Origin of the sequence: Candidatus Nitrospira allomarina (genome assembly GCF_032050975.1) — a bacterium.
Taxonomy (GTDB): Bacteria; Nitrospirota; Nitrospiria; order Nitrospirales; family UBA8639; genus Nitrospira_E; species Nitrospira_E allomarina.
The window spans coordinates 60,635-86,884 of sequence record NZ_CP116967.1 but is presented as its reverse complement, the minus strand read 5'-3'; the positions used below and the strand labels follow the sequence as shown (position 1 = coordinate 86,884).

At 48.3% G+C, this 26,250-nt stretch carries 22 protein-coding genes and 1 pseudogene; 10 read left to right on the top strand and 13 right to left on the bottom strand.

Going from position 1 to position 26,250, the window contains the following annotated elements; genetic code table 11:
* Positions 1-164 precede the first annotated feature (164 nt).
* Both PP769_RS00345 and PP769_RS00340 read left to right on the top strand, forming a co-directional pair.
* The gene (locus tag PP769_RS00345; protein WP_312643799.1) at positions 165-851 is read left to right on the top strand and encodes a phytanoyl-CoA dioxygenase family protein; all 687 of its coding nucleotides are present in this window, start codon (positions 165-167) and stop codon (positions 849-851) included.
* 400 nt (positions 852-1,251) lie between these two features.
* The gene (locus tag PP769_RS00340; RefSeq protein ID WP_312643796.1) at positions 1,252-1,869 is read left to right on the top strand and encodes a class I SAM-dependent methyltransferase; all 618 of its coding nucleotides are present in this window, start codon (positions 1,252-1,254) and stop codon (positions 1,867-1,869) included.
* A gap of 86 nt (positions 1,870-1,955) precedes the next feature.
* On the opposite strand, the gene PP769_RS00335 is transcribed toward PP769_RS00340, so the two are convergent.
* The 12 genes and pseudogenes from PP769_RS00335 to PP769_RS00275 form a co-directional block, all read right to left on the bottom strand.
* On the bottom strand, positions 1,956-2,792 hold the full coding sequence (locus PP769_RS00335; protein WP_312643794.1) for a class I SAM-dependent methyltransferase: 837 nt from the start codon (positions 2,790-2,792) through the stop codon (positions 1,956-1,958).
* Positions 2,793-3,145: 353 nt separating this feature from the next.
* Complete coding sequence (locus tag PP769_RS00330; protein ID WP_312643792.1) at positions 3,146-3,853, bottom strand: acylneuraminate cytidylyltransferase family protein; 708 nt, start codon at positions 3,851-3,853, stop codon at positions 3,146-3,148.
* A gap of 113 nt (positions 3,854-3,966) precedes the next feature.
* Positions 3,967-4,659, bottom strand: coding sequence for an HAD family hydrolase (locus PP769_RS00325; protein WP_312643790.1), 693 nt, complete (start codon positions 4,657-4,659; stop codon positions 3,967-3,969).
* Positions 4,656-6,239, bottom strand: a complete 1,584-nt coding sequence (locus PP769_RS00320; protein WP_312643789.1) for a D-lyxose/D-mannose family sugar isomerase — start codon at positions 6,237-6,239, stop codon at positions 4,656-4,658. Before PP769_RS00320 ends, PP769_RS00325 begins: the two co-directional genes overlap by 4 nt.
* 24 nt (positions 6,240-6,263) lie before the next feature.
* On the bottom strand, positions 6,264-7,355 hold the full coding sequence (locus PP769_RS00315) for a Gfo/Idh/MocA family protein (RefSeq protein ID WP_312643787.1): 1,092 nt from the start codon (positions 7,353-7,355) through the stop codon (positions 6,264-6,266).
* 93 nt (positions 7,356-7,448) lie between these two features.
* A complete protein-coding gene (locus PP769_RS00310; protein ID WP_312643785.1) occupies positions 7,449-8,840 on the bottom strand; it encodes a surface carbohydrate biosynthesis protein in 1,392 nt (463 codons plus the stop codon).
* A 64-nt stretch (positions 8,841-8,904) separates the two neighbouring features.
* A complete protein-coding gene (locus PP769_RS00305; RefSeq protein ID WP_312643783.1) occupies positions 8,905-11,340 on the bottom strand; it encodes an ELM1/GtrOC1 family putative glycosyltransferase in 2,436 nt (811 codons plus the stop codon).
* Positions 11,341-11,401: 61 nt separating this feature from the next.
* Positions 11,402-12,632, bottom strand: a pseudogene (gene spt / locus PP769_RS19695) (serine palmitoyltransferase).
* 2 nt (positions 12,633-12,634) lie between these two features.
* Positions 12,635-12,880 carry an acyl carrier protein gene (locus PP769_RS00290; RefSeq protein WP_312643775.1) on the bottom strand — a complete coding sequence of 82 codons (246 nt, stop codon included), beginning with the start codon at positions 12,878-12,880 and terminating at the stop codon, positions 12,635-12,637.
* Between the two features lie 39 nt (positions 12,881-12,919).
* On the bottom strand, positions 12,920-13,864 hold the full coding sequence (locus PP769_RS00285) for an NAD-dependent epimerase/dehydratase family protein (protein ID WP_312643773.1): 945 nt from the start codon (positions 13,862-13,864) through the stop codon (positions 12,920-12,922).
* Positions 13,865-13,900: 36 nt separating this feature from the next.
* Entirely contained in the window at positions 13,901-15,667 is a 1,767-nt protein-coding gene (locus PP769_RS00280) for a fatty acyl-AMP ligase (RefSeq protein WP_312643771.1), read from the bottom strand.
* Between the two features lie 217 nt (positions 15,668-15,884).
* A complete protein-coding gene (locus tag PP769_RS00275; RefSeq protein WP_312643769.1) occupies positions 15,885-16,328 on the bottom strand; it encodes an HIT family protein in 444 nt (147 codons plus the stop codon).
* 388 nt (positions 16,329-16,716) lie between these two features.
* On the opposite strand from PP769_RS00275, the gene PP769_RS00270 reads away from it, so the two are divergent.
* The 3 genes from PP769_RS00270 to PP769_RS00260 all read left to right on the top strand — a co-directional run bounded on the left by PP769_RS00270 (position 16,717) and on the right by PP769_RS00260 (position 19,512).
* Entirely contained in the window at positions 16,717-17,451 is a 735-nt protein-coding gene (locus PP769_RS00270) for a sterol desaturase family protein (RefSeq protein WP_312643767.1), read from the top strand.
* Between the two features lie 99 nt (positions 17,452-17,550).
* The gene (locus PP769_RS00265) at positions 17,551-18,675 is read left to right on the top strand and encodes a GNAT family N-acetyltransferase (protein ID WP_312643765.1); all 1,125 of its coding nucleotides are present in this window, start codon (positions 17,551-17,553) and stop codon (positions 18,673-18,675) included.
* Positions 18,676-18,702: 27 nt separating this feature from the next.
* A complete protein-coding gene (locus PP769_RS00260; protein ID WP_312643760.1) occupies positions 18,703-19,512 on the top strand; it encodes a nucleotidyltransferase family protein in 810 nt (269 codons plus the stop codon).
* 96 nt (positions 19,513-19,608) lie between these two features.
* Here the strand turns inward: PP769_RS00260 and PP769_RS00255 are convergent, their stop codons facing one another.
* On the bottom strand, positions 19,609-20,328 hold the full coding sequence (locus PP769_RS00255) for a phosphocholine cytidylyltransferase family protein (RefSeq protein WP_312643750.1): 720 nt from the start codon (positions 20,326-20,328) through the stop codon (positions 19,609-19,611).
* 59 nt (positions 20,329-20,387) lie between these two features.
* Between PP769_RS00255 and lptF the strand changes: the two genes are divergently transcribed.
* The 5 genes from lptF to PP769_RS00230 all read left to right on the top strand — a co-directional run bounded on the left by lptF (position 20,388) and on the right by PP769_RS00230 (position 26,129).
* Complete coding sequence (lptF, locus tag PP769_RS00250; protein WP_312643746.1) at positions 20,388-21,446, top strand: LPS export ABC transporter permease LptF; 1,059 nt, start codon at positions 20,388-20,390, stop codon at positions 21,444-21,446.
* 96 nt (positions 21,447-21,542) lie between these two features.
* Entirely contained in the window at positions 21,543-22,613 is a 1,071-nt protein-coding gene (gene lptG / locus PP769_RS00245) for an LPS export ABC transporter permease LptG (protein ID WP_312643743.1), read from the top strand.
* A 278-nt stretch (positions 22,614-22,891) separates the two neighbouring features.
* On the top strand, positions 22,892-24,097 hold the full coding sequence (locus PP769_RS00240) for a CDP-alcohol phosphatidyltransferase family protein (RefSeq protein WP_312643740.1): 1,206 nt from the start codon (positions 22,892-22,894) through the stop codon (positions 24,095-24,097).
* A 107-nt stretch (positions 24,098-24,204) separates the two neighbouring features.
* Positions 24,205-25,170 (top strand): diacylglycerol/lipid kinase family protein, encoded by a 966-nt coding sequence (locus PP769_RS00235; RefSeq protein ID WP_312643733.1) that lies wholly within the window; start codon positions 24,205-24,207, stop codon positions 25,168-25,170.
* A 5-nt stretch (positions 25,171-25,175) separates the two neighbouring features.
* On the top strand, positions 25,176-26,129 hold the full coding sequence (locus PP769_RS00230) for a hypothetical protein (RefSeq protein WP_312643730.1): 954 nt from the start codon (positions 25,176-25,178) through the stop codon (positions 26,127-26,129).
* Positions 26,130-26,250 lie beyond the last annotated feature (121 nt).

The window sequence follows — 26,250 nt, the reverse complement described above, 5'->3', positions numbered from 1 at the left end:
CTGCATGAAAGGTTGAATCCTCAGGCTGTTATTTAACTGTCGCGTAGTGTCCTGAAAATTGTTTGAAGCCCAACTCGATACCCTTTGTGAAAGCGATCGGCGAGAGGAATTATTGCATTTACCACCTCCCTCGTTACTATTCCTGACCGAAATGGATATCGATTTTGGGACGGACCATTTTACCGGAAACTGAGGACATTGTCAGGTGCTGGGCAGTTGTGTATCAGGAAACACGAGAAGCGTATCCGCCAAATTGTTTTAGAAACATCCTCAAGAAATTTCTGTTTTCGATTCTTGAAGGTGCCGAATTCTGCCACCATCCGGAATTGCTCAGGCTTATGGTATCCCGCCCAATTCTTGATGCCGTAGCGGCGTATCTGGGAACGGTCCCCATGCTGACCGGAGCCAGGCTCTGTTGGTCGCCAGAAAATGAAACCGCTCAATCCAGCCAGCTCTTTCACTTCGATTATGAAGATCTCAGACAAGTCAAGGTATTTATTAATATCTTTGAGACGAAGGAGGACCAGGGGCCGCTGACGTTCCTTCCCGCCGATGTATCCCATCAGGTGCAGCGAGCGATCGGACGTGTGCGAGACGAACGAATTTATGAGGGAGGAGGAAGAAACCATGAGGTAAAGTTGATCGGACCGCCCGAATCAGGGGCGTTCCTGGACACGTCCCGCTGTCTTCACTATGGGAGCCGGTGTAACCGACGAGATCGCGTGGTCCTGATCATTCAATTTCTCAACTGCCATTCCGCGTTCCGACCAACGGCTCCATTCACTGTGCCTCGTGACCTTCCAGGATTTGAGCCGGACCTTGTTCAGAAACTGGACTTTGGAATTCATTAATCAAAGAAGCTTTCTCATGGATATTACTTTTGTGCGATAGCGATATCATAAGGATGATAGATCTCCTTTAAAAAATACGAAGAGGCTACGGCTTATGGCTCAATCTTTACAATTGAATTTTCGTGTTTCACGTGAGGAAATTTACTCCGCGTTTGAACCATTCGTTCATCGACGTTTTCGCAGTAGCGATATTCGTTGGAAGCGAAGAGTGTTTCGATCTTGGCAGAAAAAAATTCTTGAATTTTGGCAACACAAAATTTTCAAGCGTTTAAACACCTCCTTTGGGGGGCGGCAGTATAAAGTTAAAAACACATACGAGAACTTTTGGGGTTCCACTGAGACTGGCGCACATCTGAGCACGAAGGGCAAGACTACTCCGTGTTTGTGGGGAGAGGATAGGATGTTAGCCAGAGGAATCGGGACAAAACGCGTACACCTTCTCTTATTGAAACGGGCTCTTGAGGCCGTGCAACCCGAAAGCGTTCTTGAGGTTGGGAGTGGCTATGGCATTAATTTGTTTGTTCTATCCGGGTATTTTCCTTCAATACAATTCTCCGGTTTGGAATTGACCAGGAAGGGGGCCTTGGCAGCAAAAAAGATCGGAAAGATGGCGTGTCTTTCTCAGGATATCGTCAATTTTGCCCCTGATCAAATTATAGATGTGAACGCAAATAGGCGCGTAAATTTTTATCAGGGAAGTGCCAAGAATTTGCCTTTTGCGGATAAAAGTTTTGATGTGGTCTATACCGTGCTGGCCTTAGAAGCCATGGAGGAAATTCGCCATCAGGCTCTTCAGGAATTGGCCAGGGTTGCAAGGAAATATGTCATCATGATCGAACCTTTTTCTGATTTCAATGATAAAGGCATCCGGTACTTCTATCATACCAGCCACCAATATTTTCGTGGAAGAGTTGACGAATTACGCCAGGATCGTCTCGAGCCCCATCTTGTGTATTCTGACATTCCCCACAAAATTCGCCTATGGCCTGCAATGGTGATTGCCAGCCCAATATCATAATTTCACCTTCTTGAAGCCGATTTACTTTCTAGCTGAAGTATGGAGGCTTTCCTGATTTTGGCATCCTTTTACCAAGACTATTCGTGTTAGGTGGATGCAATCCGTCGACGGATTCGGCGTAGAAGTTTATGGGTTTTGCGTTTTCCGAAGAAAGAGATCTGTCTAAGTGTCCATGTCTGCTCAAGCCACCATAATCGCCTTCTGATCCTTTCTAGGGATGAACCATGCTGAATGGTTTGAGGTGGTACCCCGGAAAGTTTTTGAGCCTCAGGCTTTCGTGCTACCGCCAGGATGTGATGGAAATCGCTTGTCCGGCCGCGGTCAATCGTGCATTCAATCACTACAAAGCCGGTTGCTTCAAGGTATCTGGCAGTGGTCTGTGCGGTGAGATGATATTGATGGACGGGACCGGACTGAAAAACCGATCCGGTTTTGTATCGAGCTGGTCTCAGCACATCCTTTTCATCAAGAAAGAGATAGCCACCTGGCGTGAGTATGCTGAAAATTTTTTCCAGGAGCATGCGGGGGGACAGGACGTGGGCCAGGACATGATGTGTCAGGACATTAACCGCATCGAAGGGGCCCTCAAAGGGAATTGGTAGCTGCGAGAAACGGGAAAATGGCAAGGGGAAAATTTCGGATAATCCGCGTCGCTCCTTAGCGAACCATCTGTTTTTTTCGAACGGCTCTACGCAGAATACATTTGCCCCTCCCCCCTGGAGATGTGCCGAGAGTGCACCGGTTTGGCATCTCAGATCGAGAATTTGTTTGTCTTTAACCTGAATGAACCGGTTGATGATGTTCAAACCCCACTCCGCGACGGCATCCTGTTTTTGAATGTCATCTTCATCTTCGATTCCTTCTCCAGGCCTACTGCGGCTACCGGGGTCGTTGGCAAAGCTACTTTCATAGAATCTGTCCAAATCCTTCTGTTCAATTTGTGGAAAAGCGTACATCAATTGACAATGGATGCATATGACAATGCGGCAATTCAGTTCCGAAGGTTCTGCAACAACACACGCTTCTGTCGAACGGCAGAGATCACAGTTTCCCTTTACGAAGCGATCTTGATCCATTGCCTGAAAGGGTTGGTCTAGGAAATTACTCAAGACACCATTCCTTGCCTAAAGAGGAAATGTGGAATTTTGAGGAAATGATTCGGTTGGTCTGTTCGGGGCTGAACATAAGGGAAATACATTGCAATGAAGCAATTCGATCTGCGAGATGACTCCTGATTCACTGATGGTTCATCCGCATCTTGATTCGCATTCAGATCTTATGCCTGATTTTTGGCAAAAATGTATTCGGCAAGTTCCAAATCCCACATGGTATCGATACTGACCAGATACTCATCGATGAGGAGTGCTCCAGTCCGTTTACCCATAATGCTCCTTCCTTCCAGAAGACAGTTTCGTGTCATGACATATGCCACCCCGTTCCTGTGATAAACCGGGGTGAGTTGTTGCCGGGCAATGATTTGGCTTCCATCTGGGTCATAATAGTCGATTCTGCCTGAGTCCAGGGTCAGTTGTTTGAGAGGGTGTGACTTAGAATCAGTTTCGGACAGCGTCCAGACGGCGTCCCACTGTTCATTTACCAGCATCTCAAGGGCGTGTATGACATGCTCTGGTCGACGAAGAGGGGAAGTCGGCTGGAGCATGATCACAATGTCATACCGCACAGCATCCAGGCGTTCCATTTCTTCTAACGCATGGATCAAAACTGGCGCGTCCGATATTCGGTCACCTGAGAGGTCCGGAGGCCGGAAGAAAGGGGCATCCAGGCCGGATTGTTTCGCACACTCGGCAATTTCAGGATGATCGGTCGAAACCACCGCTCGATCGATGATGGGGATTTCTTTCACCAACTGGCCAACTCTGGCAACTAACGGGATTCCAAGAAATGGAGTCAGATTTTTGAGCGGAATTCCCTTGCTGCCGCCCCTGGCTGGACATACCGCCAGAATGCGTTGAGTACCTATCATGGGGTCTTTTTAGCGATACACGCCGTTGATGGTATAGTCATCGGTTTTGTGCAAATCATAACTTCCTGTTACGAAAGTGTAAAGAATCTCCAATAAAGGCGGCGTTTAGATGCTTAATGGTTTGGGACAAGTTTGTTAGGTTTCTCCTGAAGATTCTCCACGATTGCTCTGAGTTCAGCTAGGTGTGTCATATGGAGTGGCGGTACCTGTGTGAATCGGCTGTTACCATCCAGAATGATTCCGGCAAAGTGGCAGCCAAATTCAGCTGCAGCTTTCCAGTCATCCTCACTATCTCCGACAAAAAGTATTTCCTCTGGTTTTGCCTGAATTTGCTCTTGGATGTGCAGCAAATTTTCGAGTTTAGTTGCGGGGGCTCCATATATTCCCGAGAAATAGTGGGTAAGGTTTCGTCGGGTCACAAGACGATTGAGAGCTTTGGCCGGCGTTCTTGAATTGAGGTATAGAGGAATCTTTTGATTCAGCAGCCATGAGAGTATCCCTGAGGCCCCAGGGACTTCCGGACATCCGACAACAGCCGTTTCGCAGGTGGTTGTGTAAGTCTCGGCCCATTGTAACCCGAGGACCTCTATGCCTGTGTGGGGCGGAATGAGCCCTTTCGCCATGAATTTCCGGGCAAGTTCACGGGTGATTCCGTACCGATCCTTATGGGAGCACTGTTGAAGAACTTCGGTAACGGTGTCTCCGCTGGGATCATAATTCTCGACAAGCTTATAAAAGGATTGAACCTTTACCTGGTTGGAATCAACCAGCGTTCCGTCAAAATCGAAGGTGACGCAAGCAATCATTGCGCATGAGGATCGGGCAATGGCACTTCGGGAGCCTTCTCCGCGGCTGGCTGCTGAGCGATTTGAAAACGTCCCCAATGATCAACCATTGTTTTTCGCTCAGATCGTTGCAGCTTATTGATTCGTTTGTCGGCATAGAAGGAATCGTTGTTATAGTGGGTGGTGGATACTTCTTCAAAAACAACCCCGGTGTCTGTCCAAAAGGAATGCCATACTCCGGGTAGGATGAGAATGGTTTCACCGGGATGCAAAATGCGGGGATATCCGTCGATATTCACGTGGAGGATACCAAAAAGTATTTGAAATGTTTCCTCCTTCCTCGCATGATAATGTGAGGGGTGTCGCTGTCCCGGCAATTGAATGACGAGTTTTTTACAATATTCCCGGTTAATGCATTCGATAAGGACCGCGCCGGTTTGTCGGAAATTTTCAAGGCCGTAGTGGTGCGAATATTCGACTTTAAACTCACTGCCTAATTGAATGTTGGCTTCGTTGAGTAAAGCTTTGACTTCGTGAATCGCCTGTTTAAGAGTCACGAGACCTTGATTGAGAATGATCTCGACAGCATCCCGCATGACCGGTTGGTCCGGCGTTATGTCCTGGACGGCGGTATAGCCTTCTTTCCATGCTCCGCTTTCCATCTGCCCTTCGACGTAGGGCATGGCAAAATACACAAGATCCCGTGTGAGTTCCCGGCCTTTTTTAATGGATCGTTTGGCAAAGACTCCCCGACGAAGGCCGTCCAACGAGGACTGTTCCACTTCGGAGGCCGGTGGACGGGTTTTTGAACCACACAATTCTTTTGCCCGCCGATAGGCTTCCAGCCAGGTGTCCACTTGTTGTGAGGTGGACGAGTAGGCATTCAATTTGATGGATTCGGTTTCCAGTCCAATGTGGCGTTCAAAAAGTCTGGCTCCAAGAGCGACGGCTATTTGAACAGGGACGGTATCACCGGGGTTTTCATGCGTGGACCAGCCGATAGGAATATTGGGGTACCGGTTGCGCAACATCTGTATTTGATTCAAGTTCATCAACGGGTCTGGAGTTGGATACACCGACACGCAGTGCATTAACGCGAATTGCACGGCCCGATGTTGGAAGAAACTCACCACATTATCGATGTCCTCCAGTGTCAGGCCACCGGTTGAGCACACGACCGGCGGCCCTGCGCCGGCAATTTCCTCAAGAAGCGGCCAATCCTTGGCTGAACAACTGGCGACCTTTAACACATTAAAACCCATGTCGACGGCAATATTGACAGACTCTTCATCGAAGGGGGTGCACATGGCTAGCAGCCCTTGGGCCCATACTTCATTGAGCAATGTTTGGAATTGGGTCTGGTCCAATCGGGTGGATTGAAATCGTTGGATGTATTTGAGTTCGCTGTTTGACTGATGATCTGTATGAATAAAGGTGTCGAGTTGGCGGAATTGGAATTTAATCGCTGCCCGGACTTGGTGCCGTTTGATCACCTCAGCCGCTGATTGGATGATTCCCAGGCCGTGTTCCACACTTCCCTGGTGGTTATTGGCTAGGTCCAATATGAATAAATCATGGAAATTGAAATCTTGGTCTATCATGCTTTTCCCCTTCCTCTGGCGGTTCTACAGCAATTCTAGTGCCTCTGGTGTATAGCCTTTCCGGTAATCGATGCGCACAGTGCGTTTCTTAGCTGACGAGAGATGCGCGGCGGCGACCACCAGCATGGTTTCCAGGCCTCGCTCCAATGAGAGGACGGAATCTTTTGTCTTGCCTGTCATCACGTCCTCGATGTGCTGTAATTCCCAGATGAAATCATCGGGTCGCGTTTTTTGAATGGTACGGAATTGGGTGTCATCGCCACCGGTTTTCCAATCGACTCTATCGACCCCTGGTTGGTGCCCGATGGTGAGTTCCGCGAAACCGTCCTTTCCTTGAATTCTTGCCCACTTTCTGGAAGGGGAGGTAATGACGTCTTGCACGACCCTTCCGAGTAAACCCGCTTCAGTCCTCAGGCTAAGCAGGCAGAGCTTATCGTACTCCACCATATTTGTCTGGACATAATCCAGTGTCGCGGATACTTCGGTGATGCGGCCTTTTCCCAGGCCTCCACTCAAAAATTGCCATAGGTTGATTGCGTGGGAATGTTCCCCGCTGGCACCTCCACCTCGTTTCCAAAAACCTAAATAACTGTCCTGTGGACCCTGTAACCATGGATGAGCCGCAAAAATGCCGCCCCAATGTTCACGAAATTCCACGTCGATGGTTTCAATGGTGGCTAATTGGCGACCGGCTTGAAGTGTTTCCTGCGCGGCCTTTCCCACGACGTGGTCATATCCCACAAATGCGAATGTGCCAGATTCGACCACCATCTTCTGTAATGCCTGGGCCTGTTCCAAGTTCGGGGGGCAGAGAGGTTTTTCCACAAGAATGGCTTTGGGTTTTTCCTCAAGAGCCCCAAGTGCCAGGGAGAGGTGGGAGTCTGGAGGGGTCCCAACAACCACGAGATCAAATCCTCCTCTCGGGGCGTCTTTGACCAGGGAAAGCTTGATGGCCTCGTCCCATTTTCCATAACGAGTCGGATAAATGGTCTGTTTGGTTCGATCCAATGCCGCTTGGTCCACATCGCATATCGTGACGTTCCAACCCAGGGAACGGGATGCATGAGCCAAATGGTTGCCGATAGACCCGGCTCCAAAAATTTTTACGTTATACATGTATCCTCCTTAGAGTGTTCACCGGATTCCGTATATGGATGCCCATGCATGCTCAGCATGATTGCGGTATAGGCATTCTTCATGATGGGGTAGTTAGTTGCGAAATATTTCAAAAATATTGTCGTGCAAGGGCCTGACTTGTGTGTGGTGAAATCTTCCTAACGCGTGTTGCAAGCGCCCAATGCGTTCTTCGATATGCGCCAGGTTGATTTCAGGGAAAATATGGTTCAAATAATTGTAGCGTTGCGATCGGTTTTGATCCCCCATCCGAAATTGAGCATTGAACCGGCGTCGTAGTTTTCTGCCGAGGGCCTGAGATTTTGCGGCGAATACCGTTCCCCATTTCGGGGTCGAGGGTGAACAGGTGGCGTCGAATGTCTCTAGAGTACTCACGATGTTTTCTGAGGCAAAAGGCCCTTGGAGGGCCGAAAGATATTGTTCAATTAACCGTGTTTTGGCTTCAGAGCCATTTTCTTGTGGAGACTGATCACCTGAAAGGGTTGTTTTGATGAGTTCAATTAATTCCCTGGAGGAGGTTGCCCGGCGGCTCACGGCATTCGGAAGTTGTTTGTCAAAACGGTCGGAGATGATCGGCTGATAGGAAAAAACGGGACGTTTCAGGACATACCCTTCCAAGCCGGTGGTGCAACTATTATGAATGATGGCATCGGCTGCCAATAGCCAGGGAATGACATGCCCCTCTATATGCACCTGGACGTTCGCATAACCGTTTGCGGCCTGCTTCCATGTCTCGTGGTTTTCAGAGGGGTGGGGACGGATTAAGATGGTATGAGCGGGAAAGGCTGCGGCCATTTGGCCTACCATTTCCTGAAAATACCGGAATAGCGCCAGACGGTGCCGGGCCATTCCAAGATCAAATTCGTCCACGTCCGATGGTGAAACCGTCGCCCGTTCAAGCGCCTCCTTTTCAGCACCCTTGTTGGGCCTAAAGTGGTTCAATTTACCAAAATTGGTATTGATCAGGATGATCTTCCCAAATTTTTTATGGATTGTTTCGACTTGCGGGTCCCAATATTGACGCATTTCCGGCCGTAGTAAGTCTACCCGGGAATTTCCAGTAATATGCACAGGCATTCCATTGTATGCGGGCTGTGATTTCCAGATTCTCGCATTTTCTGGTCCCCATGCTAAAAAGAGATTTGGCCGGGAAAATTCTGTGGAGCCCAATTTTTCTTTCACATACACTTCTGGCGAACAATACACAATGGCTTCCTCGTCCGTTCCTACCAACGAGTGCCCCAATTGGGCCAGAAGGGAGAACACGATAGCATTCCGGTTATGAAGATTGGTGGGCAGGTAGATGGATTTGGGTAAAGCGGCCAGATTGAGTTGAATCTCGTGTTTTTCCCCAATAATGACAGTAAATCCACGATCGGCGGCGAAGCAGGAAAGCAGAATTTTGGCGTCAAATTCCCTATTAAAGATTTCAACGGGAATGGTCAGACGGCGTCGCGGTTGTGTCATTTCATAAATATCCGAACACGTTTCGGAGAGGGTTTTGCTCCGGTTGTGCTGATGGTGACTTTAGTTATAGGTGATCAAAGATTCCAAGAGTGGCTTTGACTTTTCGCGCGACCATTTCCGTTTCCTTTAATTGTGGCCGTGCTCCGTTTGTAATGGGTTCTCCGAACGGCCGGGCTATCCCATTCTTGATAAGAGAATCATGCAGCATGGTGAGATTTCGTCGTGGTTGCACCAAACCGGCACGAATCAACCGAGCGCAAAGCCGTTCCAACCCCTGCTGTGGACGAGCCGTTCCCCGTTTATTCAAGGGCTGGGATTGGGCTCGTTGAATAATCTTTTCACTGAGCCGTACTTTCCACGTTGGGGAATTTTCCGGAAGTGGGACAATATACACCGGCTTGCCAAGAGAAGCCGCCTCAGCCAACATGGATTCGCTTTCACCTGTGACAATAATGACATCGGCACCTGCCAAATAGGCGAAATAAGGGTTATCAGACTGGTTGGGCTTCCACTTATGCACAAAATGATCAGGGAGCAATGTTGACTCAAGAGCGTGAATCAGGTCTTTGCCCGTTCTAGGAGACGTAACAGCAAAAATTTTTCCATGGCATTTTTGCGCCAGGTGTTTGAGTTGGCCTCCAATCGTGCGAACCATATCGGGAGTAAATTTAAACCGTGCAGTGGCACCTCCCACGACGAAGACGATGCGAGGATGGGGAGTGTTGTCGAAAAGATTTGACCATCGCTGCTTCACCCTATCCAAACTGTCCTGAGTTAATTCGTTCAAGGGGGCCACTGTTTCGATGCGGTGTGGATGTGGAGGGAAGCCGTAATAGGACGGAGTAATGACCACATCAAATAGGTCAGCTGAACACCCTCCTTTTCGCCCCAATTGAATGATACGTGTTTTTCCCTGGCTTTGTTCACGAATCCATCTGGCAATTGGTGCGGGTCGCCATCCGGTAGAAATCACTAGGTCTGGCCATGGGGGGCAGAGAGGGGAAGAGTGAACTCTATCTACACCTATCAAATTTGGAGGTAATAATCCCCACACGAGTTTTTGGATTTTATGCCATCCATAGAATCGCAACTGTTTAATTTCAAAAGGCCACCCCAACGACTTCGCAAGTACTTCTGATTGAGTGGTATGTCCAACTTTGCCGTCTGAGAGAATCCAGGTTTGTGGGGGAGAACCGATCCAATGGCCTCCACAACGGATAAATCTTTTTGCAATTCCCTTAGGTGTTTTTGTGTGAAACACAAGCTTCCAGTGAATAGCCGGATAGCGGGCGCCAATTGATTCAAGGTGACTCATCCACCGGTTAATATTTTGTTTCAAGCTGGCGTGGGGATTTTCAGCAGCATTGGATTGGTCGGGGTTGGTGATTTCTATCGCCATATAGACCATGCCATGTGCACGGTTAAACATTTCTTCGATAACCCATGGGATATCTTCTTCTGGGACGAGATGAAGCCATCCGGATGACAGGACCAGGTCGAATTGTCGGGAAGGCAGGGGGCCAGAGTCCTCCTGACAAAGATCCATTGTGGTCATGTTTAATGAGGAAAGGTCTGTAGCTCGAAGGTGTTCGGGAACATTTTCGAACAGTTGCCCAAAATGACAATACAGAAGCGACTTGGCCTGCAGGGTGCGCATCGCTTCTTGAAGTTCGTTAATCGTCTCCACATCCTGGAAAGGAGATAGTTTCGTCGGGGAAATATTCCGGAGATCTCTCGTTTGTTTAGCAAATTCTGTAAAAAGGGAGGAGGGATGCTTTCGAGAAAATACAAGGAATCCTCTTTGATTGGCACTGTGCTCCAAATCAAACCAAACATCGCCCTCGAGACTTTTCTGGTACACAAATTCTTGAGGAAAGGGCTGCCAAGGTTGCGTATGGAGAGCCGTATAATGAAGGACTTTAGATTGTCCTGCCCGATATTCTTCATCACGGGCATTCCATTCGGGTTCCAATGGACCCCAGAGGTTGGGTACTTCCAAAGCGCGCTGCACCAGTGCATTTTTTTTCTCGAATTTTGCCGCCTCAAGGGACCAGATGCCGGCCATTTTTTGGCAATCCATGACCATCACCGAAGTATCATTACGTGCAATGGACAGGAAGCCATGATCGTTCAAATCGTGGTCGAATAATGTTCCAGGATCCGCCAGGTAGATTTGATCGACATCGTTGTAAATCGCTCGCCCTGCCTGGCCCGCAAATGCCGGGATCGCAAAACGATAATTTGTAAACCCCGTGAGCCATTTGCGTCGGTCAAATCCCTTTAATTCCTTCATGAGATAAATTTCGTATACTCGACCTGGATCCCGAACCTGTTCAATTGACCAGATGAGTATGCGTTCGGCTCGGCCTTGGGCTGATTCGCTTCCAACGAAAATTCGAACGGGAGTTTTTCCAGAGGAAGCTGTGCCTTCTCTGACCTCCAAGATGATTTTTTCGGGTATTACCCTGATGCCGTTGGGTCTAGAGCGGTGACGTGACATGGGACATTTGGGGTATGATCAGGATCCATGTTTCGACAGGTAAGCGAAACGCTAGCATTTTTTAATTGAGGGTTGCATCTGGTTGTAAGTGAGCAGGGTTGCTATGGGTTTGAGGTTCATGAGGCAAATCGGTAAATGCCGAAATAATTTTTTCAATTTGGTTATGTGTATGAGCGGCGCTCACACTGCATCGCAAGAGACATTCGCCATTTGGAGTGGCAGGAGGAATCATGAGGTTGACATAAATCCCATTTTCCAAAAGTTGTTGCCACATGGCGAGAGCCAATTCTTTATTGGGGACCATTGCGGCAATAATAGGTCCTACCTCCGCCCCAAGCATGTACCCACTCTTCGTTAACCCCTCATACAAATGCCGGGAATTAGTCCACAAATGCTGACGGAGTTCTGGATGAGCCTGGATGATGCGAATGGTCGCTCGTGTTGAAGCAACAACTGAGGGACATGGGGAAGCGGTGAAAATATAGGGTCGACTGGTGTACCGGATTAATTCGAATTCTGGATGGAAGCTAACGCCAAACCCCCCCCGTCGAGCCCAGGCTTTTGCTGAAAGTCCCGACAATACAATCGACGTCCTGTTCGACTCCGGTTTCTTCGGCTAATCCACGGCCATGTTGTCCAAGTACTCCCAACGAATGCGCTTCATCAACAATCAGGGTGGCCCCATATTTTTTCTTCACTTCGACGATTTCAGCCAACGGGGCTCGATCCCCCAGCATGCTATAAATGCCCTCAACGACAATTAAAGTCCGATAACTTCGATCCCCCAATCGGCGGAGCCGTTTTTCCAAATCTGCCACGTCGTTATGCTTAAACCGGATAATCTCCGCGCCTCCCAGTCGGCATCCATCATAAATGCTGGCATGGGAGTCCCCATCTATCAAAATAGTGTCCCCTGGGCCTGCAAGAGCAGAAAGCACTCCCAGATTGGCCTGGTAGCCTGTGGAAAAGACAATCGCATAGGGGGCACCATAGAAATCCGCGATGGCGTTTTCCAGCGCCTTGTGGCTCGCAAAAGATCCATTGGCCATCCTCGATCCGGTGGTGCCTGTTCCTTCCTGGGCAAGCGCCTGTTGGCCGGCTAGAATGGAGTCGGGATGAAAGGTCAAACCTAAGTAATTATTGGTCCCAACCAGGATGGTATTGCGACCGTTGATGAGGGCTTCTGTCGGAGAAATGATCTTTTCGACGGTGACGTGAAAGGGGTTGACTCCACTTTTAAGTAACTCGTTTCTGGCTTCTTGAATGGGAAGAAATTTGTCAAATAGTGACATGATTACCCTTTCAGCAACTTCTCAATCTCTTCCCCAAGGTCCTGGACTGTTCGGATATTGGGAAGATTGTTCAGGGGGATGGAAATATCAAAATGATCTTCGATTTTTAAAAGGACTTGCATAACTTGTAAAGAATCCAATCCCAGTTCTGCGACCAGCTCGGTTGATTCTTTTAACCGAAAGCCCTGTTTGGTAAAAGGCTTGAGAGTGTCGAACAGTTGGGAAAGGATGTCGGAATAACTCAACATATAATAGCCTTTTCGATGGATGAAGAGAACAAACCCGTGCTAATTCCTATGGAATGGCATGAGCCTATCCGATGTGAACAACCGACGCAAGCCTTCTTTGAGGCTGATTTGCGGCCTCCAGCCAAGGGTCTGCGTTGCGTGAGAACTATGACAGACCCAATTTGGGTGGAGGAGTTCAGCAACCTTCCCGGGGGTGAAAAGGGGAGAATACCCAAAGAGGCGGGAACTTATTTCATTAATTTTCCCTCCCACTTGTAACAGACTTGGTGGAATAGCCAAGCACAGCCGAAGGCGAGGGTTGGAAAGACGAAAAATATCCTCCCAGGAATATCCTCCAGGGAAGCCATCATCAATCTCAAAGGTCTGAAAGGGTGGGTCTCCCATTTTTAGCCAATGAAGAATAGCGTTGGCGAGATCCTCGACATGAATTAAGGAAAATTTGGCGTGGGAGGGCCCAAGTTGAACCCCAATCCCTTTGCGTAACAAGGTAAAAAGAGGGAGTAGCGCACGGTCCTTTGGTCCATAGACGGCAGGTGGACGAAAAATACTCCACTTCAGTAACCCCGCCTCACGGATTAAAACAGATTCACCTTCATGTTTACTCCATGCATATGGTGAGAGTGATGGCTCACGAGCAGCGAGAGATGAGAGGAGAACAAACCGAGGAAGAGAGGACTGTGCAAGGCAGGCCTGAACTAGGTTAGAGACTCCCATCACGTTGGTCGGAAAGAAGTCTTCTCGACTCACACCACGAATCGCTCCTGCGCAGTGAATGACACCAACCGAGTCTTTGACTAGGGTTAACAGGCTGGCAGGATCTCCCAATTGGCCTTGGACCGGTGTGATTCCCAGGTTCTCGAGCTGTTGAGCCTGGCGGGGAGAGCGCGCGAGTCCACGCACATGCCATCCACCCATCCTTAAATGTTGTGCGATGACTCCCCCAATGAAACCGGAAGCCCCGGTTAGGGCAACGGTAGTGCGCATAGACCGTGGAGGACGTCGGAGGAAAGGTGCCTGGTCTTAGGCAGACCTAGCGGTGGTAGACAAGTGTGTAGTTACCTCTTCCCACTGAATGCGGGTGAGGAAGTCCGCTTTGGCACGGGATCGAGAGAGTTTTCCAGATGACGTCCGCGGAAGTGTCCTTGGTGGGATAAGTTCAATGTAGCAAGGAATAGACAACTCTTTATGCACTAAGGATCGTAGGCGCTGAACCAAGTCTTCTCGTTTTTTGTTATCCATTTCCCGACATTGAACCACCATGATCGCGATCTCATGGCCGTCTGGCGTGGAAACGGAAAAAGCGGAGGAATCACCTGGTCGGACTTCCGCCTGTTGCTCTGCCATGAATTCTAAGTCCTGAGGCCAGATATTTCGGCCATTAATGATAATCATATCTTTCGAACGACCAATAATGACGAGGCTGTTTTCGACCCAATAGCCGATGTCGCCCGTATTGAGCCAGCCATCAGTGGAAAGCACCTCCTGGGTCAGGATGGGATCATTGAAGTATCCCGTCATGGTGCTTGCCCCACGAACAAAAATAATTCCACTTTCTCGTTCTTTAACGACCTCTCCCGACATATTTCGAATTTCGACTTCATATCCGGGTAGAGGAACTCCGCAATTTACAAATTTGCTGCATCGAGCCTGCTCCTCATCAGCCGAGAATGGAACAAATGGCATGGCTAGCCTGTTATGGGAAAGCTGATTTGCGTCAACTCTGTCGACCTCGAGGCCTTTGTTCAAGGGAGCAAAGCTGATTGCCAAAGAGCATTCAGCCATCCCATAGCAGGCCAGAAATGCTTCAGGTTTAAACCCGCTTGTCTTCAGAGTTTTGGCAAAACGTGAGAGGCTATCGGCACGAATGGTTTCTGCTCCGGCACCGGCAATTCGCCAAGAGCTGAGATCATAGTGTTCATTAAAGTCTTCGCCCAGTCTTCGCACGCAGAGCTCGTATCCAAAAGAGGGGCTGAATGAAATTGTCGCCCGACTCTTCGTCATTAAATTCAGCCACTGACGCGGTCGCATGGCAAAATCGCGTGTGCTCAAATAATCAACAGAAAGCTGGGAAGCGATTGGACCAAGAACGAATCCGACCAACCCCATATCATGGTAGAAGGGAAGCCAGGAGACGCAACGATCGCCAGATTGAACTTGTAAGCCATGCTGAATGATTCCGGAAAGATTGGTCATCACGGCCGCTTGAGTGACCTCGACACCTCTGGGCCAACGGGTGCTGCCGGAAGTGTATTGAATATAGGCTAATTCTTGAGGCTCAAGTGGGCTGAGGGGACCTTGTATTTCTTCTAGCGACGCAAACGTTTCCGGACCTCCAATGAGGACCAGGTTCAACCCGGTTGCAGCTTCTTCCAAAAAAGGCAAGAAGCCTTCAGGTGCCATGGCAATAGAGGCTTGGCAGCTATCGAGCAGCCGTCTAAGTTGGGTAACGTATGCCTGATGCCCCCCTAAGTGCAATGAAATCGGGAGAGGAACTGGAATCAGTCCCGCATACTGACAGGCAAAAAAGAATCGAATGAAATCTGGGGTGGTATCAGCAATCAGAGCTACCCGAGACCCTCGTGATAATGCCAATCCATTCAATCTTCTAGCAAGATTTTGCGCCTGTTGTTTCAGATCGGCATATGTCAGGACGTGGGTGAGTTTGCCCCTCCCTGAATAAAAATTACAGCCGGTTTCTCCTGCAGCTGCATAGTCAAGGGCTTCTGAAAGAGTGGAGAAGTTCCCATGTTTTAGTTTGAGTTGGTGATGAGTTGGTGTAGCGTTCATTCTATCTCAAGGATTAAAGGCAATATTATTCCCAATGGTTTGGTAAAAAGCATTTAACTAAGTAAGCAATTGTAATGCCATGAAATTTTGTCGGTTAATTGCCAAGAACGAAGGAAAAGTGAAACCAAATTTTTCCATTCCCATTAAGTTGTAGCAAAAAAACCGCAAATTGAGTCTATTTTGCAACACGATTTTTGTGGTTTTTAAGTATTTACGACTAGCTTGCAGGCTCATGAATCCAGCTATTTTTTAGATGACTTAAAAGGTTTTGGTATACCTCTTCCGATATGTCATTCGCATTTTTAAGAAGTGGTGGCCCCGGCCATCCGTGGTCAAGAAATTGCTGTTGAGAAAATAATCGAGGTGTGTCATATCGGGGAATGACATGAAAATGAACCTCTGGGTCAACCATCATCAACATGAGGTAATTTATTTTGCTATAGGCAAATGTGCGTGAGACACTTGTCTCAATCTCACGTATGATCTTTGGCAGTTCTGTATAGGCCTCCGCACTAATTTGGGAAAATGCGGTAGCTTCCTCTCGACAAATTAAGACCAGTGAGCCAAGGGTTACCTGTTGGGGGCGTAAGAGCACAACCCAATGGGAAAACTCTTTGAGGCAGGTGTTAGGATACCCAAATTTTTTCATCGTGGTGTTCATGAGCACGCCCTTATACCCAAAGAGTCATCCTTGTGTCTATGAGCCAATGGAGTCCCTTCGTTCCCATAGGCCTATGTTGGCATCCTGCCCGGCACGTCGAAATATAGCACAGCTTTTGTGTCAGAAACGGATTTCAACATTATCATGTGGCAAGGTTAGGCAACGAAGCCGAAGAGGAGTGAAGCAAGTGTTTGGGTATTGCTGAGGGAAATTTAGGCTTTCGTCCATGATCTCTGCCGGATTCCAATTGGAGGGATCGTTTCCGGATTGTATTCTTGTGGCTTCTTCTGAAGGTTTCTATAATTGGTACGTGAGGAATTCACTGGCGAGTCAGGTGATGGTGGATTGATGGCAATGGTTAAATGCAGAAAGGGATGGAGGCTCTAGGGTGTTAACCAGTCAATGGTATCGTGAAAAGTATCTCCTTGATCGCATGACATTTCGGGATCTAAGGAGGGCGTATATTCTATACCCGAGTATTCAAATGTATGCGGTGTTATTGGCTTGTAGTATTATCGGGGCCTTCGTAATTTTCCCTTATTTCCCTGTTTCTCCATTGCGTGTGGCAGGAAGTATCGTGGGGACTCTGGTGGCTTACCCATTCGTGGAATATGCTGTACATCGGTTTATTTTACATGGGCGATATCTCTATCGCTCGCCATGGACGGCAGCTTTGTGGAAACGAATTCACTATGATCACCATCAAGATCCCAATGATTTGCGGGTGTTGTTTGGAGCAGGTTCAACCACCCTGCCGACGATTGTTGTGGCCACCTTCCCCATTGGAATGAGTCTTGGGGGGTGGGTGGGGGCTGCTCTGTCTTTTGCGACAGGATTGGCGTGTTTTATGGTGTATGAACTCTGTCATTGCATGCAGCATTTACGTGTGAGTCCTAAAAATAAATTTTTACGGCGGGTGAAGCGACATCATTTACTGCATCATTTTCATAATGAAAAAGGAAACTTTGGCATCACGAGTCTGTTCTGTGATCGGATATTCGGAAGTGAGTATGGGAATGCCGAAGACGTGGCCTTCAGTCAGACTGTTTCCAACCTGGGCTATGCGGATCAGGAACGATCCCACTATCCGTGGGTGGCCCAACTATCCGAACAGAAGCCATAAGAGACACATGGCTATTCAGAAGAGTGACCCTCATTTCGGCTCACAAATCCTGTTTCCCTGGACTCGAGTGATGTTCCAAGGTGGTTGGGGAAAGGCGTTTTGATTCGTGTTGAACCGGTTGCCGACCGGGCCGCCCTTAAAGAATTTATTCGTCTTCCCTGGAAATTGTACAACTCAGATCCTCATTGGATTCCACCTTTATGGCTTGAGCGGCTTCATACTTTTTCCCCCAAAAATCCATATTTTCAGCATGCTCGTTGGCAATGTTGGCTAGCCTATCGTGGGCAGGAACCTGTTGGGCGTATCTGTGCTCAGATCGACGACCTGCATCTCGGCAAGTATCAGGATCAGACGGGGTTTTTTGGCTTGCTTGAAGCAGAGGAGGAGGACAGTGTCTTTCAGACGTTGTTCCAGGCTGCCGAAACCTGGCTTCAGACTCAGGGGATGACAAATGTTCGGGGGCCGTTTAATTTGTCCATCAATCAGGAATGTGGTTTGTTGGTCGATGGATTTGATTCACCGCCCATGATTATGATGGGCCATGCCAGACCTTACTACGCGCAATTTGTTGAACGAAATGCCTATAAAAAGGCCCAAGACCTTCTAGCCTATCGGATTGGAATACATTTTAGTTTTCCTCCTGGAGTATCCCTGTTTCTCAAAAAAGCGAAAACTTCAATGCGCATTCGTCCGTTACGGCGGGTGCATCTGAAAGAGGATTTGGCGATTATCAAGGATATATTCGAAGAGGCCTGGTCAGACAATTGGGGGTTTCTTCCATTTACCGATGCCGAATTTGCCGAGGTCGGTCAGCAGCTTAAGCTTTTGGTCGAGGATGATTTTGTGCAGATCGCTGAAATCGATGGAGAGCCAACGGCGATGTTGGTTGCCTTTCCCAATATTCATGAAGTCATTCGAGATCTCAATGGGCAGGTGTTCCCCTGGGGGTGGCTAAAAATCTTATGGCGGGTGAAAGCCACCTATCCCCGGTCGGCTCGGGTTGCCTTAATGGGAGTGCGTAAACGATTCCAATCCAGTCCCATGGGGGCGGCGATGGCCTATGGGTTGATTGAAGCTGTGAGGGAAGCCGGCCTTCGTAAAAATATCCAGCAGATCGAAACCTCCTGGATTTTGGAAGGGAATAAACGCATGCGTCACATCCTGGAATCACTCGGAGCCGAACCATACAAGACCTATAGAATTTATGAGAAGCATCTTCAATGATTGCAGATACCTGTTTCGTGAGGACATATGGGGCTTGAACGCCAAGCTGTCACGGCTCTGGTATTGGCTGGTGCCAGAACCGGTCGAGACCCAGTGGCCCGGATGGCAGGGGTAGCCAATAAGGTTTTGGCGCAGGTTGGTGGGGAACCTATGATTTCCCGTGTATTAGAGGCCTTAGCCCAATCGGACGGAGTGGGAAAAAGAATATTATGCGGGCCATCCTGGGAAACGGTGCAAGATAATTCGTTTTTAGAGAAATTGATTGCGTCAGGAGCGGTCCAGTGGGTGGAACCTGCACAAGGTCCGAGTCTCAGCGTTGCGAGGTTTCTAAATGAACATCCTCAGGAATTCCCTGTCCTGGTCACGACGGCGGACCATGCCCTGTTAACACCGGAGATGGTTGATTATTTTTTGCGTGAAGCCCAGGAAAAGCAAATGGATGTGGCCGTAGGTCTGGTGCCCTATTCCCTGGTAGTGGCGTCTTATCCTCAATCCAAGCGAACAGTCACTCGACTGACGGGAGGAGGGTTCTGTGGATGCAATTTATTTGTCCTCTGTACACCAAAGGCTAAGCGAATGGTGGAGTTCTGGAGCCGGATTGAGCGTGAGCGTAAGCATCCCCTTCGCCTGATTCGAACGCTTGGTGGGCTGGCCCTCGTTCGCTATGTGCTTGGTTGGTTATCCCTTGCAGAAGCTCTAAGACGGCTGGGGCAAATGCTCAATCTTCATGTGCAAGAAGTGCTGCTTCCGTTTCCTGAAGCGGCCATCGATGTGGATACTCCTGAAGATCTTTCCTTAGCGGAAGAAATCTTGGCGAAACGACAAGAAACCCTCTAGCAGGGAATGGCTGTATGGTGCATCAGGTATTGGCAGATCCGAATTTCGCAACAATCAGCTAGCGTGAGCAATCAATGAAAGGGCTTTTCGTGATTGCTAATTTTTGAATAGACGTTCCGCCTGTTCTAAATCAGAAGGATTGTCGATCTCAGCCCACTTCAACCCTTTGATGCAAAAGGTCGACACATGACCCTGTTGGGCTAATTCGTCGATGAGTGATAAATACCATTGCTTGAGTGCCTCCGGTTTGCGAATTCGTTGGTCTAACGTGGAAAGAAAGATTTTAGGTCCATTGCCCTGAAATCGTATCATCCCGATGGACTCTCCGTTCACCTGTTCGATGGTCAGGGTTTTGCCAATTCGATCCAATTGTGAGCCATGTACGATGACTTTCATGTCGTCAGCATCGTAGCGAATTTTCTCATCGGTCACTAAGGTGATGGGATTAGAGGGAGCCTGCAACAGCCCATCAAGAACGGCTGATTCAAATAGGGTATCCCCATTTATTAAAAGGAAATCCTGACTCATGTCGTTCCGAGCCGCCCAACAACTCATCAAATTATCTGCCATCGCAAAAAATGGATTATAGATGGTGCGGACAGAGCCAGAGGCCATTTCGTCGGTTAGAAGAGCTTCAACCTTTTCAGCCCCAAACCCGACCACAATGTGAATGGAATCGATTCCTGCGCGAAGGAGTGCTTGGATTTGCCGTTTCACAATGGGTAGTCCATTGACGGGAACGGTACATTTGGGTTTATCGGCTGTGTGCGGGAGTAACCGTTTTCCCTGGCCAGCACTTAATATTACGGCTTTCATCGTTGCAGTTCTCCTAATATGGGATATTCCATCTGGACCGTTGGGCTGAGGGTCGATTGATGTTGGTCAAATATTTAATTCGCGAAGTCCTGAAGCCATCAGCCGTGGTCTGTGGACTTTTGGTGGCGTTATTTGCCGGATATAGTTGGGTCACATTTTTAGCCAAAGCCGTCAATGCCCTGTTGCCGGCCAATATGATTCTCACGTTAATTGCCTTAAAAGTGGGAATCGCGCTTGAAGTCCTCATTCCCATTTCGTTGTATTTCGGCGTTATTTTGGGATTTGGCCGATTATATACCGACTCTGAAATGAAAGCCTTTATGGCGTGTGGTGTCAATCCATACCGGATCCTCCTTACGGTTTTTTCCCTTTCCTGTTTGGTGGCCGTCCTTGTCAGCATCTTTTCTTTATATTTGCGTCCATTGGCTTATGAAGAAATCTATCGATTAAAAGATGAAGGAGAGGCTGGATTTCGTTTGAGCAATTTGGATGCCGGGCACTTTTATGAACGACGTAATGGATCTTTGGTTTTTTTCGCAGAGGATATTGATGAACGTCACCAAAAATTAAGTGAGGTGTTTGTTCAAAGTGAACATGGAGAGACGTTGCAAGTCTTTTCAGCAAAGACAGCTCAAGAGCAACTTGATCCCCAAAGTGGCATCTCGATTCCTGTTCTCTTTGATGGATTCGAATATAAACTGACAAGGGAGGGGGAGATCAAGCACATTTCTAGTTTTTCACGGATGGCGATTTATCCTCGGGAGCTTGTCGCGGAGTATAAACGTAAGGCCGAATCCACGGGAAATTTATTAAAATCTAATTCTCGCAAGGATATCACAGAACTGCAATGGAGGTTTTTAGCCCCTTTTTCGGCCATTCTCATGGGGCTGCTGGGAGTGCCGTTGAGTCGGGCTTCACCGAGGCAGGGCAGATACGCCAAAATTTTCACAGCGACGGTAATTTTTTCAGTCTATTACTTTACGGGGCTGATGGTGAGAAATCTTGTTGAGCAGGGCATGCTCCCCATTATTCCGGGACTTTGGTCGATTGTTATTGTCTTAGGAGCCTTATTGGCATATTGGTTGGCGCCCTCGCGATTCACCCGGGGCATGTCCTAAAAAATCCCGGTTTCATACTCTCTTACGATATTCAGATTTTCTGAACAGAGCCAGTAAATAGGAAATGGCGTATCTGGCTGGTTTTACGATAATTTTATGAAAATTCTCAATCGGTATCTGGCGGTCAGTTTACTGAAAGGGTATTTTCCTGTGCTGGCCATATTTTTGGCGGTCTTCAGTTTAATCGTATTTGTTGAAGAGCTGGATGACGTGGGTAAGGGGCGCTATACCTTTTGGAGCGCTGGTGAGTTTTTATTGCTGACTCTGCCAACCCGGTTGGTGTTTCTCGCGCCGTTTGTGGCGTTGTTAGGGAGTATTATGGCCTTAGGGAGCCTTGCCAATGGCCGGGAGCTCATCGCGATGCAGGCCGCTGGAGTTTCTCCCTACCAAATTGCCGGGGCAGTGATGAAGGTTGGAGCATATTTCATTTTACTCGTGGGCTTTCTTGAAGAGGTTGTCAATCCCCCCCTGGACCAGGAGGCCTATTTTAAGCGATCAATGGCATTGTCGGATTCTGGAGCATATAAGGGAAAGCAGGGCTTCTGGTTTCGTGAGGGAAGACGCTTTATCAGGATTCATCAGATTCGCTACGGAGAGAGTCCCCAAGGCCTTGATATTTTTGAATTTAATGATGCCGGACATTTGGATTTCTATATGCATGCTCAAGAGGCAGAAATTGTCAATTCTCAGAAATGGATTCTGAGAAATATCAAAAAGCAGGTCATTCACGGATATAGTGTTTCCCAGGAGCAGATGGAGAGTCTGGAATGGGACTCTCCGCTTAAACAGAATGAAGTCCGGTTATTGACTCTTCCTTCTTCCACATTGGCCCCTTCCGAGCTTTACCAATACATGGAAATCTTAAAACGAAAAAAGCAAAATTTTCTGAGATATGAGTTAAGCTTTTGGGACAAAATTTTTATGCCCTTGAATACCGGGCTTATGATCTTGGTGGCCATCCCGTTTGTTTTCGGTCCCTTGCGAATGTCTGCAGCGGGAAAGAGGGTATTCATTGGATCCCTGGTCGGTCTGGGGTATTATTTGATGATGGAAATTTCTAAGCATGTTGGAATTCTGTTCGGAGCCTCTCCTCTATTGACCACGGCCGCTCCCTTCCTCCTGTTGTCTCTTGTCACTTTTGTGTTGTGGCGGCGTTATCTCAATTGAAAAACAGTGGAAAGTAGGCGTAGAGATCGTGCATGATCAACGGCTATTTCGTCTCTAAGGGTGTCTGGTCATGGTTGATGTTATGTATTTGGAGGTATAAGCAAGGTTGCATACAAATTCAGACATATGCCAAAGGGATTTTGTTGGAATGAATTCCGATTGCAATCATAGACGGGATTATGGTCGCAATCATATTTGTCCCAGTCAGTTATATGATGGAAAAGTCGGTCGACTGTATTATTTTTTAATGTATAAGGGGAATAAGGCGTGGTAGTTCAATGACTGTGTCTGCCTATATTATTAAGGATCCGAAGATCCGTTTGTGGAATTTGACATCCCGTATCCGGTATCAACGCATGTTAAGCCGATTAGGGGTTGGAAATTTTCTCAATAATCTCGACGAACTTCCATCCGATCATTCACTTCTGATTATTAGAGGGGATTATTTATTTGATGCGCGAATATTCTCCTTTCTCTTAAAGCAACCCAATGTTGTTCTGGAAGTTGAGGCTCAAAGCGGATTATGCCCGGTTGTGGCCCATGTGGATTCCTCCTTGGCTGTCGCAACGTGTGATGGGATTCAACGAGAACACACACGAGATGTTGCAAACTTACAATCTGTGACATTGCAGGATCTTTCTATTTCCTTTTCCAACGAATTGCGAAAAACTGATCATCCCTATGTGTTCCCCATTCGCGAAAATAACCGAGTGGCTTTGGAAGAACATTTATTTACGGGATCGTATAAAGGCGTCACTGATCTGGTGACGAAGTTTCTTTGGCCCGTTCCGGCCAAATGGGCCACACGGCTTTGTGCGCTTTGGGGAATTTCGCCTAATCAGGTAACATCGCTGAGCTTATTACTTGTTATTGCAGCAGGCGTGTTGTTCACTTTTGGGCAGTTTTTCTGGGGACTTGTCCTTGGCTGGATCATGACGTTTCTCGATACGGTGGACGGAAAATTAGCTCGAGTAACGGTGACCTCCAGTAAATGGGGGAATATTTTTGATCATGGCATTGATTTAATTCACCCTCCACTTTGGTATTTAGCTTGGGGAGTGGGTCTCACCGCATTTGCCCCTTTGCTCTCATGGTTGACGGTGGAAACCACCATTGGAATCATTTTGATCGGATATGTGTTGGGACGCATGGTTGAAGGAATTTTTCAATGGTGGTTGGGGGGATTTGTCATCTTTTGTTGGAAACCCCTGGATTCCTATTTCAGGCTTGTCACGGCTCGGCGTAATCCTAATCTCATCCTCTTAACGGCCAGCCTTCTTTTTGGACGTCCCGATTTGGGCTTGGAGGCTGTGGCCATTTGGACGGTGGGTTCAACCCTGATTCTCATCGCGAGACTTCTTATGGCGGGTTGGGGGAAAGCCAGGATGGGTGGCCTGACTTCCTGGTTGGCTGAGATCGATCCAGTCAATCGAAATTCCCTGGCAGTGAGAATGTTTACTAATCCTCCGGTCACGATCAAATGATCTTTCATGTGGACTTTGCACATTATTACGTCTTGCCCGTATTCCCCAATGTCAATAATTCCCATTTCATCCTTGCCGTCGCTTGAGGTCGGTTGGACTGGTCTACGATGCATGTGGGGATCCTTCATAATTCGTTGAGTGGTCGTAATAGGCGGAAGCCGGACCTTTTCCAAGAAATTTACACCAAATACCCAGAAGTGCAGCGGGCTGAGGTCAACACGCCTGCAGATATCCTAGAATCGCTGAAGATGTTTGCTGACCGCCAGGTGAATTGTGTGGTCGTCAATGGAGGGGATGGGACCATTCAAGCCACCCTGGGAGCTTTGTTTCATTATCGTCCTTTTGCTGTCATGCCCCGGTTGGCTGTGTTGCCCTCAGGGACGGCTAATCTGATTGCGGGGGATGTGGGTTTAGGGAAATTTGAGCCAAACACGCTTGACCAATTGTTAGTACAGGCCGAAGCCATGACTCCGAGATTATCGTTTGAAACACGACCGGTTCTTCGTATTCGATTTCCAGAAAACCGCGAGCCCCTGCATGGAATGTTTTTCGGGGCCGGAGCCATTTATCATGGGACCCAACTAGGCCTCGAAACCAAACAGTCGATAGGCCGGTTAGGGGAATGGGGGGCAGGGTTGATTCTGTTGAAATTTTTATTGGCGTTGGCCATCGGGTCCCGAAAAGGATTGAATCCGATCACGGTGGGTGTGGCAACTGGAGAATCAGCACCTCTCCAGCATGAGTATTTAGTCTTGCTGGTCACCACCTTGAATCGCTTATTTTTAGGGATGAAGCCGTTTTGGGGCAAGCAATCCAGGCCTTTACACTATACGAGTCTTCGAGTGCCGTACCGCTATTTGTGGCGTGCCTTACCAACCTTGTTTCGTGGAACGACGCATCCTTTAGCAACGACAGAACATGGCTATGACAGTGAAAACCTCTCAGAGCTTCGCTTGGTGTTAAACAGTGGATTTGTCTTGGATGGCGAAGTGTACGCCTCTTCCATGCCTGAAGAGCCTCTAACCCTGGATTCTCCCGGCGAGCTGTCATTTGTCAGGCTGAAGACCGAATAACTGTTATGGACGGTTCTCTATCAGTCCTCGAAATCGTTAGCCAACCGAGCACTCGACCCATTCCTGCGTCCATTCAAGCAGCGGGAAATTTTCTGGCTACAAAATACGGGCAGGCGGTTCAAGGAATCTTATTATATGGCTCGTGCTTGCGGGTGGGAACGGATCAGGACGGATTAGTGGATTGTTATGTCATTGTGGATCAGTATGCCTCGGTCTACCCGTCTATTTGGTTAGCTCTCCTCAATCGTTGGCTCCCACCGAATGTGTTCTATGGAGAAGTGAACCTGGAAGGGCGAATCGTTCGTATGAAGTATGCCGTGCTCTCGTTAGAGGATTTTGAGCGAAGTGTGACTCCAAAGTGGTTTCATTCATACTTTTGGGGGCGCTTCGCGCAGCCGACGGCTGTGATGGCATGTCCGAACCAAGCGATGAGTCAACGGATTATCTTAGGGCTGGGCAGGGCGGTCTTAACCTTTTTGGGGAACGTGATTCCGCGAATGCCACAAAAATTTTCTGCCAAGGATGCATGGAGTATTGGTTTGACCCTCAGTTATGGCGCCGAATTGCGTGCCGAATCAAAAGGGCGAATTGTAACATTGTGGGACAGTAACCACGCTTATTATGAACAAGTCGCCCATGCGACCTTTTTAGGAAATTTCCCAAAGATCAAGGTCATTCAGCGGGATGACATAACTATGTATGAGATGGAACATTCCAGGTGGGAATATATCAAGAATCGCATAGCCTGGGCTGTTCGAAAAGTGCAGGGGAAGGTGTTATCTGTTTTGCGGCTTATGAAAGCCGCCTTTACGTTCCAAGGGGGGGCGGACTACCTTATCTGGAAAATCGAGCGGCATTCCGGAGTGAAAATTGAATTGACCCCCGCCCAGCGGCGACATCCCATTTGGGCCGGGCTCACGACATTCTGGCGTCTTTATCGCCAAGGGGCATTTCGGTAGATGCCGGTTCTCGGCCCGGCAGCCGAGCCACTTTTGTTTCGGCAAAAGTAGCCAAAACCCTGTTGGCCGTGGTGTGGCCCTTCGGGTCCCCTGCGCGGTTCGCCGACTCCGGCGGCGCGCA

Excerpts from the sequence above, each read along its gene's own strand:
- PP769_RS00340 (WP_312643796.1), top strand. The coding sequence starts at position 1,252 with ATGTTAGCCAGAGGAATCGGGACAAAACGCGTACACCTTCTCTTATTG.
- PP769_RS00330 (WP_312643792.1), bottom strand. The coding sequence starts at position 3,853 with ATGATAGGTACTCAACGCATTCTGGCGGTATGTCCAGCCAGGGGCGGC.
- PP769_RS00325 (WP_312643790.1), bottom strand. The coding sequence starts at position 4,659 with ATGATTGCTTGCGTCACCTTCGATTTTGACGGAACGCTGGTTGATTCC.
- PP769_RS00320 (WP_312643789.1), bottom strand. The coding sequence starts at position 6,239 with ATGATAGACCAAGATTTCAATTTCCATGATTTATTCATATTGGACCTA.
- PP769_RS00315 (WP_312643787.1), bottom strand. The coding sequence starts at position 7,355 with ATGTATAACGTAAAAATTTTTGGAGCCGGGTCTATCGGCAACCATTTG.
- PP769_RS00310 (WP_312643785.1), bottom strand. The coding sequence starts at position 8,840 with ATGACACAACCGCGACGCCGTCTGACCATTCCCGTTGAAATCTTTAAT.
- PP769_RS00305 (WP_312643783.1), bottom strand. The coding sequence starts at position 11,340 with ATGTCACGTCACCGCTCTAGACCCAACGGCATCAGGGTAATACCCGAA.
- PP769_RS00290 (WP_312643775.1), bottom strand. The coding sequence starts at position 12,880 with ATGTTGAGTTATTCCGACATCCTTTCCCAACTGTTCGACACTCTCAAG.
- PP769_RS00285 (WP_312643773.1), bottom strand. The coding sequence starts at position 13,864 with ATGCGCACTACCGTTGCCCTAACCGGGGCTTCCGGTTTCATTGGGGGA.
- PP769_RS00280 (WP_312643771.1), bottom strand. The coding sequence starts at position 15,667 with ATGAACGCTACACCAACTCATCACCAACTCAAACTAAAACATGGGAAC.
- PP769_RS00275 (WP_312643769.1), bottom strand. The coding sequence starts at position 16,328 with ATGAACACCACGATGAAAAAATTTGGGTATCCTAACACCTGCCTCAAA.
- PP769_RS00260 (WP_312643760.1), top strand. The coding sequence starts at position 18,703 with ATGGGGCTTGAACGCCAAGCTGTCACGGCTCTGGTATTGGCTGGTGCC.
- PP769_RS00255 (WP_312643750.1), bottom strand. The coding sequence starts at position 20,328 with ATGAAAGCCGTAATATTAAGTGCTGGCCAGGGAAAACGGTTACTCCCG.
- lptF (WP_312643746.1), top strand. The coding sequence starts at position 20,388 with ATGTTGGTCAAATATTTAATTCGCGAAGTCCTGAAGCCATCAGCCGTG.
- lptG (WP_312643743.1), top strand. The coding sequence starts at position 21,543 with ATGAAAATTCTCAATCGGTATCTGGCGGTCAGTTTACTGAAAGGGTAT.
- PP769_RS00240 (WP_312643740.1), top strand. The coding sequence starts at position 22,892 with ATGACTGTGTCTGCCTATATTATTAAGGATCCGAAGATCCGTTTGTGG.
- PP769_RS00235 (WP_312643733.1), top strand. The coding sequence starts at position 24,205 with ATGCATGTGGGGATCCTTCATAATTCGTTGAGTGGTCGTAATAGGCGG.
- PP769_RS00230 (WP_312643730.1), top strand. The coding sequence starts at position 25,176 with ATGGACGGTTCTCTATCAGTCCTCGAAATCGTTAGCCAACCGAGCACT.